Annotated in this window: 12 protein-coding genes and 3 pseudogenes; 7 read left to right on the top strand and 8 right to left on the bottom strand. The window is 57.3% G+C overall.

The genetic code is table 11. The annotated features are described in order from the left end of the window. The first annotated feature begins 135 nt into the window (after positions 1 to 135). Positions 136 to 615, top strand: a complete 480-nt coding sequence (locus LOY52_RS01380) for a glycine zipper domain-containing protein (RefSeq protein WP_258677884.1) — start codon at positions 136 to 138, stop codon at positions 613 to 615. A gap of 65 nt (positions 616 to 680) precedes the next feature. Here LOY52_RS01380 and LOY52_RS01375 read toward each other — a convergent pair whose 3' ends face one another. The 5 genes and pseudogenes from LOY52_RS01375 to LOY52_RS01360 all read right to left on the bottom strand — a co-directional run bounded on the left by LOY52_RS01375 (position 681) and on the right by LOY52_RS01360 (position 5,200). Next, on the bottom strand, positions 681 to 1,112 hold the full coding sequence (locus LOY52_RS01375) for a thioesterase family protein (protein ID WP_097086913.1): 432 nt from the start codon (positions 1,110 to 1,112) through the stop codon (positions 681 to 683). Between the two features lie 31 nt (positions 1,113 to 1,143). Beyond that, on the bottom strand, positions 1,144 to 1,470 hold the full coding sequence (locus LOY52_RS27350) for a 3-hydroxyacyl-CoA dehydrogenase family protein (protein ID WP_408980431.1): 327 nt from the start codon (positions 1,468 to 1,470) through the stop codon (positions 1,144 to 1,146). 111 nt (positions 1,471 to 1,581) lie between these two features. Continuing rightward, positions 1,582 to 2,294, bottom strand: a pseudogene (locus LOY52_RS27345) (3-hydroxyacyl-CoA dehydrogenase family protein); the annotation flags it as partial. 292 nt (positions 2,295 to 2,586) lie between these two features. Continuing rightward, positions 2,587 to 4,514: pseudogene (locus tag LOY52_RS01365) on the bottom strand (ATP-dependent DNA helicase RecQ). A gap of 182 nt (positions 4,515 to 4,696) precedes the next feature. Then, on the bottom strand, positions 4,697 to 5,200 hold the full coding sequence (locus LOY52_RS01360) for a polysaccharide deacetylase (RefSeq protein ID WP_258677883.1): 504 nt from the start codon (positions 5,198 to 5,200) through the stop codon (positions 4,697 to 4,699). A gap of 302 nt (positions 5,201 to 5,502) precedes the next feature. Between LOY52_RS01360 and LOY52_RS01355 the strand changes: the two genes are divergently transcribed. The 5 genes and pseudogenes from LOY52_RS01355 to nadS all read left to right on the top strand — a co-directional run bounded on the left by LOY52_RS01355 (position 5,503) and on the right by nadS (position 8,374). Continuing rightward, on the top strand, positions 5,503 to 5,787 hold the full coding sequence (locus tag LOY52_RS01355; protein WP_202370848.1) for a hypothetical protein: 285 nt from the start codon (positions 5,503 to 5,505) through the stop codon (positions 5,785 to 5,787). Between the two features lie 82 nt (positions 5,788 to 5,869). Beyond that, entirely contained in the window at positions 5,870 to 7,012 is a 1,143-nt protein-coding gene (locus tag LOY52_RS01350) for a hypothetical protein (protein ID WP_258679815.1), read from the top strand. 342 nt (positions 7,013 to 7,354) lie between these two features. Further along, positions 7,355 to 7,658, top strand: a pseudogene (locus tag LOY52_RS01345) (hypothetical protein). Positions 7,659 to 7,769: 111 nt separating this feature from the next. Then, complete coding sequence (locus tag LOY52_RS01340) at positions 7,770 to 8,084, top strand: type II toxin-antitoxin system RelE/ParE family toxin (protein WP_258677882.1); 315 nt, start codon at positions 7,770 to 7,772, stop codon at positions 8,082 to 8,084. Positions 8,085 to 8,086: 2 nt separating this feature from the next. Beyond that, positions 8,087 to 8,374, top strand: coding sequence for a NadS family protein (gene nadS / locus LOY52_RS01335; protein ID WP_258677880.1), 288 nt, complete (start codon positions 8,087 to 8,089; stop codon positions 8,372 to 8,374). A 64-nt stretch (positions 8,375 to 8,438) separates the two neighbouring features. Here nadS and LOY52_RS01330 read toward each other — a convergent pair whose 3' ends face one another. Then, the gene (locus LOY52_RS01330; protein ID WP_258677878.1) at positions 8,439 to 9,980 is read right to left on the bottom strand and encodes a phosphoenolpyruvate carboxykinase; all 1,542 of its coding nucleotides are present in this window, start codon (positions 9,978 to 9,980) and stop codon (positions 8,439 to 8,441) included. 181 nt (positions 9,981 to 10,161) lie between these two features. Further along, positions 10,162 to 11,064 carry an Hsp33 family molecular chaperone HslO gene (gene hslO / locus LOY52_RS01325; protein WP_258677876.1) on the bottom strand — a complete coding sequence of 301 codons (903 nt, stop codon included), beginning with the start codon at positions 11,062 to 11,064 and terminating at the stop codon, positions 10,162 to 10,164. Positions 11,065 to 11,168: 104 nt separating this feature from the next. On the opposite strand from hslO, the gene LOY52_RS01320 reads away from it, so the two are divergent. Next, positions 11,169 to 11,972: a phosphatase PAP2 family protein gene (locus tag LOY52_RS01320; RefSeq protein ID WP_096796730.1), complete on the top strand. Its 804-nt coding sequence runs from the start codon at positions 11,169 to 11,171 to the stop codon at positions 11,970 to 11,972. A 166-nt stretch (positions 11,973 to 12,138) separates the two neighbouring features. On the opposite strand, the gene LOY52_RS01315 is transcribed toward LOY52_RS01320, so the two are convergent. Continuing rightward, on the bottom strand, positions 12,139 to 12,546 hold the full coding sequence (locus LOY52_RS01315; protein WP_098966686.1) for an RNA-binding S4 domain-containing protein: 408 nt from the start codon (positions 12,544 to 12,546) through the stop codon (positions 12,139 to 12,141). Positions 12,547 to 12,799: the final 253 nt, after the last annotated feature.

Here is a 12,799-nt window from a genome sequence, read left to right as displayed (position 1 = left end):
AAAAATCGCTTAAGTTCCGCATACAAAACAGCAACTTGCATAATTGTATACAAGTCGTGTTATTCGTCGGATTTCGATTGTCAGCCTTGTTACACAGCCTCAGGATCGGCGCCGTCATCCCTTTGAGGCTCCTCTATGAAGTTCTCCTCGATTCTCTTGTTGTCCCTTGGCCTGGTCAGTGGCTTCGCTTCTGCCGGAGGCACCACCGAAGCGGGTGTGGGCGGCGCATTGGGCGGGGTTCTTGGCTCGGTCGTCGGTCAGTCTTTAGGCGGCAGCACAGGTTCAACCATTGGCGCAGCCTTGGGCGGCGCGGGTGGTAGCGCGGTCGGCGCCAACAAACACAGCCGTGGCGAAGCGGCCATTGGCGGTGCGTTGGGCGCAGCCGGCGGTAACGTGGTCGGCCGCAGCATGGGCGGCACCACCGGCAGCCTGATCGGTGCCGCAGCAGGTGGCGGCACCGGTGGCGCGCTGGGCAACTACATGGGTAACCAGAGCAATGACGAGGGTCGTCATTACGATCGCGGCCGTGACGACCGTCGCTACTATCGCGACCGTCACCCTGGCCGTGGCCACGCTTATGGCCACCGCAAGCATCACCGCTACTATCGCGACTAATCCGTTGCGTTAAGCGCGAAAGCAAAAATCGCAGCCCAAGGGCTGCGATTTTTTTTTGCTCTGGTTCAAACCACCAGACGCTCCAGCGCGTCACGCAATCTGCCTGGAATCGGCACCGGCTGATTGCTCGTCCGGTCCACGAATACATGGACAAAACGCCCCGCTGCACACGCCTCGCTTTCACCGACCTTGAACACCGCCAGTTCATATTGCACCGAACTGTTACCCAGCTTGCCGACCCGCAGACCGATCTCGATCAGGTCCGGGAAAGCGATCGAGGCGAAATAATCGCAAGATGAACTCACGACAAATCCCACTACCTCGCCGTCGTGGATATCCAGGCCACCGACCTGAATCAGGTAAGTGTTCACGGCAGTATCGAAAAAGCTGTAGTAGGTGACGTTGTTGATGTGGCCATAAGCATCGTTGTCGTGCCAGCGGGTGGTGATCGGCTGGAAATGCGGGTAATCGGCGCGTTGCGCCATGGTGCTGGACATCGGTATCGACTCCTTGAGTTATCGGCCCAGTCTAAAGGTAAAAACCTTTGCCTCGCGCCGCCAGCTCGCCAATCAGTGGCGCCGGCCGCCATTGATCGCCCTGTCGCGTCTCCAGCGCCAGCAAGCGCTTGTGAATGTCCGCCAGCCCCTGATCGTCCGCCCAGGCCATCGGGCCGCCTCTGTCCGCCGGGAAGCCGTAGCCATTGAGGTACACCTGATCGATGTCATGCGCCGATTCGGCAATGCCTTCCTGCAGAATTTTCGCGCCCTCGTTGACCAGCGCCAGAAGGCAGCGTTCGAGGATTTCCTCGGACCCAATCTCGCGGCGCTGAATGCCCAGGCCTTCGCTGACGCTCAATATCAGCGCATCGACCTCGGGATCATGCTCGGCCTGTCGACTACCCGGCTCGTAGTGGTAGTAACCGTTGCCGGACTTCTGCCCGAAACGTCCCAGTTCGCATAAACGGTTGTCGACCTGAATCTCTGGCGCATCCTGCCCCTCGCCGGCCAATTCGCGCGCACGCCATTCCAGATCAATGCCGACCACGTCGTACATGCGAAACGGCCCATGGCGAAACCGAAGCCCTGCAATGCCGCATCGACCTGCTGTGGATAAGCGCCTTCGAGCAGCATCTTGCGCGCCTCCAGCACATACGGATGCAACATGCGATTGCCGATAAAACCGTGGCAGTTGCCCGACACCACACTGACCTTGCCCATGCGCTTGCCCAGCGCCAGCGCCGCTTCCAGTGCGGCTGGCGACGTCTGCGCCCCGCGGACGATTTCCAGCAGCTTCATGATGTGCGCCGGGCTGAAGAAATGCAGGCCGAGCACTTGCGATGGACGTTTTGTTGCGGCGGCAATCGCGTCAATATCCAGCGCCGAGGTGTTGCTCGCCAACAACGCCTCAGGCTTGAGCAAGCCATCCAGCTCGCGAAAGATCTTCTGCTTGAGCTCAAGATTTTCGTACACCGCTTCGATCACCAGATCGACATTGCGGATCGCTGCGTAATCCGCCGCCACGCTGACCCGCGCGACACGCGCGTCCGCCTCGGCCTGATCGATCCGTCCCTAGCGCACGTTGTGGGCATAAGTGTCGGCCACCGTGCCCAGCGCCTGTTCGAGCATCTGTGGATTGTTATCGACCCACTGCACGGCGATGCCGGCATTGGCCAGGCACATGACAATACCGCGGCCCATGGTGCCCGCGCCGATCACGGCAGCTTGCTGAATATCGAAGGATGTCTGGCTCATGTTGTTCTCTTGTTGGCGATCCGAAGACAGCCTTCACCATAGTCAGGCACCGCGCGTTTTGAAGTTTATTACCGTGATGAGCGACATTCAGCGCATGGATAAACCCCAATCGCCCTGAGGCCGCACACTGCAGGAGCTGCCGAAGGCTGCGATCTCTTGATCTTGATTTTTCAACGGCAAGATCAAGAAATCGCATCCTTCGGCAGCTTTTACAGACATATCAGAGGTGTTCTTGAGTCCAACTGCGAACCTCGGCGTACGGATACTCCTCCAGCGCCGCATACCCCGAAATAGTCCGTGCCTTTAACCTGGTAAACAACGGCACACTGATCCCGCACAGAAACCGCGTCAGGCGCTCCGCCGTCGGCACATGGCCGGTGTGCTGTTCATGCCTGTGGATAAAATCACCGCACAGCGCCGCGAAATTCTTATCCACAAGCGCTGGCAACTCGGGAGGTGCCGGCAGCCGCGCGACATTACCGTGGCACACCGAACAGTGTCCGCAGCGCTCGGGCGCATTGTGGTCGCCGAAGTACTCGGCCAGGCGATAACCCAGGCAGCGCTCAGTGCCGAACAGTTCGAGCATGGCGTGAATCCGCGCGACTTCAGTCTGTTCATGCCGGGCGAAATAAGCATGCAACTCAGCGCTCAACACAGCGCTGTCGAAATCGTTGTGCAGCACGTTGTAGACCTCGGTCATCTGCTTGCTTTCAAGCTCGACCCAGCCCTTCTCCTGAAAGTAATCCAGCGCCTTGACCACCCGATTGCGCTCAGCCGAATACTGCGTGTACATCGCCTCGAAATTTACCGTGGCCCAGGTACGTGCGCGGCTGGAGGTCTGGATAATGGCCGCGACAAAATCCCTGCGTTCACCGTCGAAACGCTCAAGCAACGCGTCCGGCTCCAGCAGGTATTTGAAACGGTACTCGGCGTAATAGGCATAGCGCGGCGCGATCAGGCCACGCAACTCCAGTTGCACCAGCAAAGTCTTCAGCGGCAGCGTGCGAATGTTGCTCTGATCGGCCAGCGGCCCGAGCAGAAACTCCCACTGCCCTTCGGGCGCGGCAGCCTGCATTTCCTCCAGCACACAACGAATCCCCTCGCGCTCCGGGTATCGCCGTAGACGAAGTTTTCCAACACGTTGAGACTGTCGCGGTTGGCCAGCACCAGACAATCCGATGGCTGCCCGTCCCGCCCGGCGCGACCGATTTCCTGACTGTAGTTCTCGATGGATTTCGGCAGGTCGAAATGCACCACGTTGCGGATGTCACTCTTGTCGATGCCCATACCGAAGGCAATGGTCGCGACAATGCAATTGGACTGCCCGGCCATAAAGCGCTTCTGAGTCGCCTCGCGCTGATCATTGGGTAAACCGGCGTGATAGGCCTCGGCCTGTATGCCATTGCGCAGCAGATGCTCGGCGACGTGCTCGGCAGTTTTTTGCAACGTGACGTAGACGATGCTTGGCTGGCTCGGGCGCTCGCTCATCCACTCCACCAGCCGTCGGCGCTTGTCCTGGCCACGCACCGGCTCCACCAGCAGATTGAGGTTAGGGCGATAGAAACCGGTGGTCACCACATCTTCGGCAGCAATGGCGAATTTGGCTTGCATGTCGGCGATGACTTTCGGCGTCGCCGTGGCCGTCAGCAGCAGGGTTTGCGGGATGTTGAACTGGCGCTGGTAGTCCGGCAGTTTCAGATAGTCGGGACGAAAGTTGTGGCCCCATTCCGAGATGCAGTGCGCCTCGTCAATCACCAGCAGCGAGATCGGCACCTGCTGCAAAAAATTGCGGAAACGCTCGTTCTTCAGGCGCTCCACCGAGATCATCAGAATCTTCAATTCCCCCGAACGGGTGCGAGCCATCACATCATTGACGTCATCGCGGCTTTGTGCCGAATCGATGCTGCCGGCACTGATGCCGTGACGCTTGAGGAATGCCAGTTGATCCTGCATCAACGCCAACAGGGGCGAGACCACCAGGGTCAGATGCGGCAGTAACAGTGCCGACACTTGATAGCACAGCGACTTACCGGATCCAGTGGGAAAAATCGCTGCTGCCGAGCGCCCCGCGAGTATCGCGCTGATCGCGGCTTCCTGCCCGGGTCGAAACTGTGGATAACCGAAAACCTGTTCCAGGGTGTTGTGCATGCGCTGTCACTCCGTTGACCGCTGTGATGCCAACAGCCTAGCGGGCGATCGCAGCGAGTCGAGAAAAGGCCTGGGTCAATTCAATACGGGATGATACAGCCAATGCTGCAAACAAATCGGTCCACTCGAAGGAGCGAGCCTGCTCGCGAAGAGGCACAAAACAGCGATGCAAACTTACCCGTTCAGGGCCGCAAAACCGCCACTCGCAGTTGCTCGTTCAACTCCTGCTCATGCACGCCCTGGCTCTTGCTCGCCCACAACGCATGAGCCGGGCTGATGTCACCGGTGAAGGCCGCCGCCAATTGCCGCAGTTCCGCAACACTGCGCACGCGCGGGCAGAACGGCTGCCCGTCACAGTCAACGCTGGCGTTGCGATAGGTGCTTAGCAAACGATCCCACAGACCGTCACGCACCTGCCTGATCGACTTGAGCTGCACATGCGGCACACCCAGCCGCTGCACCAGCCCTACCTCGTCCAGCGCTTCGCTGGCGAGCAGGGTCCTGCCGAACATCAACACCTCGGCGCGCGAGGCGGTATCGATGCCGGTCTGGCTGGAAAGCGCATCGGGCCAACCCGTGCGTTGAAGGTCGGCAAACATCCAGCCGTTGCCGGCATCAGACGCCATGGCCAAACGGCAACCACTGGCCCACAGCAATAAAATCGAGGCCATACGTAGCCACTGCATACTCAATTCCCTTTAAGCGCGTATCGGACGCTTGGAAACGTCCTACAGATTCTGGCGCGCACCATACATAGATCTGCCAAGAAACGCCTGTGAATCCTGTGGGAATTTTCTGCGCTAGGGGCTTCACCCCGCAAAAACCGCAAAACCTTGTAGGGCATATGCCCGGCCCTCGGAAAATCCCCTACGAACGCCGTCCATTGCGGCGCTCTTGTGAGTGCTCGCCACCCACTTCTATAGTGGCCGGCGCGACTGACCACTGAATCAGCCCCGCCCAAGTGCCTTTGTAAAGGACAAGCCTGACCATGATTACCCGCTATCGCCCCTTGAAGACTTGCTACAACGAAAATCCCGTATTGGTCATCGATACTCACTCCAGCCATCGCGATCTGCTTGATGCCGCCGACCAGCGACTGCGTGCCGCCAGCGATCTGCTGGAAACCCTTTACTGTTTATGTTTCAAACAGGCCGATGTGAAAGATATACCTAACATCGTCAATGCTCTTTATTTACTAGTGCAGGACGGCTGTGATTTGCTCGAAGTCGCAAAACATAAACCCCAACAATCAGACCCCACTGAAAACAACTAAAATCCAGAAACAACAGAATGCTTTAATAAACAGCTAAAAAAGACCTAAGTTGTTGACTCTTAATTTAACCGAGAGCAACACAATGACTGTTTTAACTATCTTTTTTTGCGGCACTGGTTCCAATAAATTCGACGTAGCCCACGAAAACTTCTGGAACGGCGAACTGATTTCCACCTTGGCTGCCAATCATACGGGTTACGAGTTTGCCGAGTGGATCGTGGTCGATGGCCCCGGCAGCGGCAACATGCAGGCCGACGACCTGTTCACCAAGACCAAGGAATACGGCATGAGCGGAACCTTGTTCGGCAAAGGCTGGGAAGAAAACGTGTTGCACGCGCTCAATATCATCAAGGGCAAGTGCGACTGGCAACGCGAGCAACTGACTGAAGCCGAATACAATCGCCTGAAAGCTGCCGGCATTCCGATCGAAGATGTAAAAGCCGAGGGTTCCTGGTTCTGGCGCAAATATAATTACGGTAATCGCAGCATTACCCAGCAGCAATTACAGGAAGCAATCATCAAAACCCACCGCAAGGATGGTGTTATTCCTACTCAAGTCAATCTCGTCGGTTGGAGCCGAGGCGGCATCAGTTGCCATATGTTGGCCAATGCAATGTTCAAGGACAGTCTGCTGAAAAACATCCCGGTCAATATCTTTGCTCTTGATCCCGTGCCAGGCATTGGTAACTTTCAGGAAGAGCGGGTCAAACTCGCGGCCAACGTCAAAGAGTATGTAGCGTTCTATGCTCGTGACGAACGCTCCAAAGGTTTCAGCTGCGTCATCCCGCAGACCGCTACCGGCACTAAAACCTACATTTATCCTATGGCTGGCCGCCACGCCACCATGGCCGGCAATGCCACCAGCAGTGGCGGCGTCCCGACTGGCGCCGGTGATCTGAAAGCACTGTCCGAGCCCGGACGCATCGTGCGCCATCTCGCTGAAACCTGCCTCAAACGCTGGGGCGTACGACTGCAAAAAACGTTGAATCTGACCCAGGCCGATCTGGAAAACCTCACCAACGGCATCGCACGCGATGAAGCCAAATACAAGCTGATGCACAAACATTCCTACACCTACTTCACCGAGCTGGACCAAGGCGAGCGCTACGTTTCGCTGGGCAGCAAAGGTGTACCGTTCACCAGCGTGAAGGGCGAGATCTACAAGCCGGCGACCGGCCTGGCAACCAGTTTGCTGGATATTTCGGCGTATCAGCATTTGCGTTGAAAAACGATGAAAGACCGGTAGGAACGTCCGATGAAAACTTCATCCCGTTCCTACATGCCACGACTCTTTGTCGCCTATCGCGGCTTGATGGCACCTATCTATAGTCGTGACTGTCGCTGGCAAATCAGCGGCTCGGGCTTGGTCACCCGGTGGGACACATAAATGCGTCCGTTGTATGCTGCCGGCAATTCAAATGTCTGCACGCTTAATGGTGGCTGTGTTTGGGACGCCTTCGAGCGTGCCGGACTTGTGTGTTCCTTCGGTTGACCAACCCGAACACAGTTCGCCTCCCATCGCTTGGTCAGGGTGGGATAAATCCTCACGACATTTGGAATACACACTATGAAAGCATGGAACCCGCTTCCCCTTGATCGCTACCGCTCACTCGAATCCAGCTTCACCGACACCAAGCCCCTGATCATCTACACAGAGGCCAATCCGCAAGACATCCTCGAATGCGCCGTCCAGCGCCTGCGCGCCTCCAGCGACCTGCTGAAAACCCTGTACTGCCTCAGCTTCAAACAAGCCGACGTCGAAGACATTCCCCACATCACCCACGCCCTGTATCTGCTGACCAAAGAAAGAAGGCTTTGACCTGTTGCAGGTCGCCGAACAACGAATGCTCAACTGGAAAGCTCCAGTCTGAGGTTGAGTGATCGGATCGTCCCCATGTTCGACATGAGAACGATCACTTGCCAGTCATCTACTCAAATCCCTTCAGCATTGCTGAAAGGTAAGCCAATGGCGTACATTTACGATGATTTTTATTGAAACTCGAATCTTTACCCGTCGAGTAAAAGAGCTGCTGGATGATGACACGTACGCCGCTTTTCAGAAGCAACTGGTTGTAAGCCCTTCGATCGGCGATGTAATTGAAGGCACAGGCGGGATTCGCAAAACCCGAATCGCAGCGAGAGGACACGGCAAGCAAGGCGGAGCACGGGTTATTTACTACCACTTCGTTTCGGCGTCACAAATCGGGTTATTGATGATCTACCCTAAAAATGAACAACACGATCTGTCCAGCGATGAGCGTAAAGCACTCAAGGTCTTGATCGAAAAATGGAGATGACCATGAGCAAATTTTTTGATGAGCTGATGGAAAGTGTGCAGGAGATGGATGAGATCGTGCGAGGCGAGCGCACACCTTCTCGCGAATTCCACGTTGATGCATTGCAGGTCAAAGAAATTCGTAAAGCTACCGGTTTGACCCAGGCCAAATTTGCGGCACTGATCGACGTCCAACTCGGCACTCTACGAAATTGGGAACAGGGTCGTCGCGAGCCAACCGGGCCGGCAAAAGCTTTGCTCAAGGCCATTCATAACGACCCGGTTCATGTTTTGATTGCATTGGCTCATTGAGAAATGAACACCCACAAAAAAGCCGCCCCTAAGAGGCGGCTTTTTCATTCACCAGAACTAAATCTTACAACTTAGGCCCGGCAGCCTTGATCGCTTCGCTCACTTCGAACTTCTTGAAGTTCTCGATGAACAGACCGGCCAGCGCCTTGGCCGCTTCGTCGTACGCAGCCTTGTCAGCCCAGGTGTTGCGTGGGTTGAGCAGGTTGGTTTCAACGCCCGGTACGGCCAGTGGCACGTCGAGGTTGATGGTGTCCAGGTGCTCGGTGGCAGCACCGATCAGCGCGCCGCTCTGGATCGCTGCGATCACCGCACGGGTGGTCGGGATGTTGAAGCGTTTGCCGACGCCGTAGCCACCGCCGGTCCAGCCGGTGTTGACCAGGTAGACCTTGGAGCCGAAGCCGCGGATGCGCTTGATCAGCAGTTCTGCGTATTCGCCAGCCGGACGCGGGAAGAACGGTGCGCCGAAGCAGGTGGAGAAGGTCGACTTGATGCCGCTGCCCGAACCCATTTCAGTCGAGCCCACCAGTGCGGTGTAGCCGGACAGGAAGTGGTAGGCCGCTTGTTCTTCATTGAGGATCGACACTGGCGGCAGTACGCCGGTCAGGTCGCAGGTCAGGAAGATCACCGCGTTTGGCTCGCCGCCCAGGTTCTTCTCGGAACGCTTGGCAACGTGCTCCAGCGGGTAGGCCGCGCGACTGTTCTGGGTCAGGCTGACATCGGCGTAGTCGGCATGCTTGGCGTCGTCGATGACCACGTTTTCCAGCACAGCGCCGTGCTTGATGGCTTTCCAGATAACCGGCTCGTTCTTCTCGGACAGGTCGATGCACTTGGCATAGCAACCGCCTTCGATGTTGAAGACAACACCTTCGCCCCAGCCGTGTTCGTCGTCACCGATCAGGTAACGGCTTTCGTCGGCCGAAAGGGTGGTTTTACCGGTGCCCGACAGACCGAAGAACAGGGTCACGTCGCCTTCTTCACCAATGTTGGCGGCGCAGTGCATTGGCAGCACGTCAGCGGCCGGCAGCAGGAAGTTCTGCACGGAGAACATGGCTTTCTTCATCTCACCGGCGTAACGCATGCCGGCGATCAGCACTTTCTTCTGCGCGAAGTTGATGATCACGCAACCGTCGGAGTTGGTGCCGTCACGCTCAGGCACGCACTCGAAGTTGGCCACGTTGAGCACTTGCCACTCTTCACGACCGGCCGGGTTGTACTGGGCCGGGTTGATGAACAGGCAACGACCGAACAGGTTCTGCCAGGCAGTCTGAGTGGTCATTTTCACGGCCAGGTAGTGATCTTCAGCCGCACCTACATGCACGTGGGAAACAAAGTGCTCTTGCGCGTTGTTGAACGCCTCGACACGAGCCCACAGCGCGTCGAACTTGTCGGCCGGGAACTTGCGGTTGATCGGGCCCCAGGCGATAGCGGCCTGGGTGGAAGGCTCTTCAACGATGAAACGATCGACTGGCGAACGACCGGTGCGATGACCGGTGCGGACTACCAGAGCGCCGGTATCGGCAAGCTCGCCCTCACCGCGTTGCAGGGCTTCTTTAACCAGATCATCAACACTCAGATCGGTGTACACGGCGTTATTGGCTTGCGTCATGAGGTTCCCCGTCGGCCAGTGGCCGAGTGTGCTCCAAACGTTTTGTAGTAGAAAGTCGTGCACTACTACCGCGAAAAAAGTGGGCCGGATTATGCCAGAAAAGCCCAAAAAGAGTAGGGTCCTCCCGTCGTAACGGCGAAATTCCGTCGTTACGCAGTGAATTTACCTGCGCTGAACCGTTTTAGTGCCGGGTATCTGACGGCGTGTCGACGCCTGCGCCAGCAAACAATTGAGCAATATCGGCCGCATCGAACAGGTAACGCTGGTTGCAGAACTGGCAATCGATCTCGACTTCGCCACCGCGTTCAGCCACCAGTGCCTGCGCGTCTTCCAGACCCAGACTGACCAGCGCATTGCCCGAGCGTTCCCGCGAGCAGCTGCAACGGAAGCGCAGGTTCTGTACATCGAACAGGCGCACCTGCTCTTCGTGGTAGAGGCGATGCAGGACGGTTTCGTTGTCCAGACTGAGCAATTCATCGGCGGTCAGAGTGCTGGCCAACGCGGTGATGTGCTGCCAGCTTTCGGCGCGCTCTTCTTCGTCTTTCAGGCGGTCGGCCGGCAGTTGCTGCAGTAGCATTCCGCGAGCACGGCGGCCGTCGGCGAACAGCTTGAAGCGGGTGCCGACCTGTTGCGACATGACGAAATAATTAGTGAAACACTCGGACAGGGTCTCGCCGTCGAGATCGACGATGCCTTGATAACGCTGGCCAATCGTCGGGTCGACCGTCAGGGTCAGGTCACCGCCCGGCATCAGGTCGGCAAGGGTCGCGTCCGCGGCGATCTGCTCGGCGTTATAACGCGCCAGGCCACGGATCTCGCGCTCGCTGGAGCATTCGATCATCAGCAGCGGAATCGGCCCTTCGGAGCGCGCCTGCAGAATCAGCAAGCCATCGAATTTCAGCGTGCCCACCAGCAGCGAGGCGGCCGCCATCAGTTCGCCCAGCAATTGCGCGACCGGCTCCGGGTACGAGTGCTTGGCGAGAACTTCGGCGTAGCTGCGTTCCAGCGCCACCAGTTCGCCGCGAGTGTCGCTGTCATCGAAGATGAAGCGTTGGGTGTAGTCGGTATCCGGTAGGTCGGTCATAGGTCTGGGTATCTGAATTGATGACAAAATGGTTACAAAAGATGAAAATCCCGCGCTTCTCCGCACCCGTTTGGTGCGAAATGTTCAGCCACGGGAGGCATTTTATGAACAATCCGGGTTTGTTCCAATCACGGTGGAACCTCGGCCGGCTGGTTCTGTGCAACGTAGTGCCATTGGCGCTACTGGCTTTCTGGTTATGGCCTACGGGCCAGATGCTGTGTGTGATTTTCGACGAGTGGCTGTTCCGCTCGCTCAATGCACCACTGGCCAGCAACCCCATATGGCTCCACATCTGGGCAATTGCAAGTCTGCGTCCGTTCGACATTGTCGTCGGACTGATTCTGCTGACGCTGCTGATCAAGGGCGACTGGGTGTTCAAGGCGATTGATGTACGTCGCGCCTTCTTCGGTTTTTTCTCGATTCTGCTGCTGATGGTGGTGATTCGCGCGCTGTTTTCCAAATTCGCCGACTACATGGACTGGCAGCACAGCAGCCCATCGATGGTGCTGGAAGGCGCAGTGCACCTGAGTGACTACTTCCCGCACCTGGAAAAAGCCTGGGAACTGAAGGATCGCTCGAGCCAGAGTTTCCCCGGTGACCACGCTTCGGTGTTGCTGATCTGGGCGCTGTTCATGGGGGTCTTCAGTCGCTCAGTCGGCCAGTTCCTGACGATCTGGGGCCTGGCGTTGCTGTTCATGCTGCCACGTCTGGTAGCCGGCGCGCACTGGGGACAGGACGATTACATCGGCGGCATGTTGCTGGCAGTGTGGGCGTTGGGTTGGGGTTACTACACACCGTTCGCTTATCACGCCGCCAACTTCTGGCTGAAGGTGACTGCACCGGTTTTCGCTTTGCTGGGCAAGCTGCCGCTGGTTTCGCGGATGAGTGTGGTGTCTGCCGCGAACTGACAGTTTGCACACACCTGTGGCGAGGGAGCTTGCTCCCGCTTGACTGCGCAGCAGTCACTGAACCAGTCGACTCGGTTGTACTTTGAAATACATGATCGACTGGATCGGGAGTCCTTCGGCCTCCAGCGGGAGCAAGCTCCCTAGCCACAATGATGTGCCGTGCCGGTCAATCGCTATTGCTGTTCCCACGAAATTTAAACAGATCCCGCCGCTGCTTCTTGCTCGGCTTGCCGTCGGTACTCACACCTAACGCCCCGGCCTTGCGCATCGCCGCAGCCGCTTCACGTTTGGCAATACTCGCCTCGGTCTCGGTATACAGCGTCTGCGCTTCGGGCGCGCCGCGACGCACAATCGACAAGGCCTCGACCCTCACTGTGCGCTCTTCAAAGCCGGTACGAATTTCGAACTCATCGCCAATGCGTGGCTCTTTGCCAGGCTTGCAGCGGTCGCCTCGGCAATGCACCTTGCCACTTTCGATGGCGGCTTTGGCCAAGGCCCGGGTTTTGTAAAAGCGTGCCGCCCACAACCACTTGTCGAGACGGACCTTGTCGTCCTCTTCGCTTTTTTGTGCCATGGAATTTCCTCATTCTGAAATATTGATGAACTGTACTACCGTTTCTGTCGTGCCATGAATTACCCCGTCCCGGATTACAATGCGCACCAGCCGATACCTGCTTGAGGGATCAGCGATCCGGGCCGTAGATATCTGTCGCCTTTTAACCCTTATTCTGCGTGAATACCGCGAATTCGGCCGTACGCGGCCCGAGCGGTTTCTGCCGGTTGAGCACCTTTGAAGACATTTGACCATTTGACCGTTGTCGGTCTGC

It is taken from the genome of Pseudomonas sp. B21-051 (assembly GCF_024748795.1).
Classification (GTDB): domain Bacteria; phylum Pseudomonadota; class Gammaproteobacteria; order Pseudomonadales; family Pseudomonadaceae; genus Aquipseudomonas; species Aquipseudomonas putida_A.
This window is presented reverse-complemented; position numbering and strand designations above follow the sequence as displayed.

What these genes read in the sequence shown, in the direction of transcription:
- LOY52_RS01380 (WP_258677884.1), top strand. Translation starts at nt 136, where the DNA reads ATGAAGTTCTCCTCGATTCTCTTGTTGTCCCTTGGCCTGGTCAGTGGC.
- LOY52_RS01375 (WP_097086913.1), bottom strand. Translation starts at nt 1,112, where the DNA reads ATGTCCAGCACCATGGCGCAACGCGCCGATTACCCGCATTTCCAGCCG.
- LOY52_RS01360 (WP_258677883.1), bottom strand. Translation starts at nt 5,200, where the DNA reads ATGCAGTGGCTACGTATGGCCTCGATTTTATTGCTGTGGGCCAGTGGT.
- LOY52_RS01355 (WP_202370848.1), top strand. Translation starts at nt 5,503, where the DNA reads ATGATTACCCGCTATCGCCCCTTGAAGACTTGCTACAACGAAAATCCC.
- LOY52_RS01350 (WP_258679815.1), top strand. Translation starts at nt 5,870, where the DNA reads ATGACTGTTTTAACTATCTTTTTTTGCGGCACTGGTTCCAATAAATTC.
- LOY52_RS01340 (WP_258677882.1), top strand. Translation starts at nt 7,770, where the DNA reads ATGATTTTTATTGAAACTCGAATCTTTACCCGTCGAGTAAAAGAGCTG.
- nadS (WP_258677880.1), top strand. Translation starts at nt 8,087, where the DNA reads ATGAGCAAATTTTTTGATGAGCTGATGGAAAGTGTGCAGGAGATGGAT.
- LOY52_RS01330 (WP_258677878.1), bottom strand. Translation starts at nt 9,980, where the DNA reads ATGACGCAAGCCAATAACGCCGTGTACACCGATCTGAGTGTTGATGAT.
- hslO (WP_258677876.1), bottom strand. Translation starts at nt 11,064, where the DNA reads ATGACCGACCTACCGGATACCGACTACACCCAACGCTTCATCTTCGAT.
- LOY52_RS01320 (WP_096796730.1), top strand. Translation starts at nt 11,169, where the DNA reads ATGAACAATCCGGGTTTGTTCCAATCACGGTGGAACCTCGGCCGGCTG.
- LOY52_RS01315 (WP_098966686.1), bottom strand. Translation starts at nt 12,546, where the DNA reads ATGGCACAAAAAAGCGAAGAGGACGACAAGGTCCGTCTCGACAAGTGG.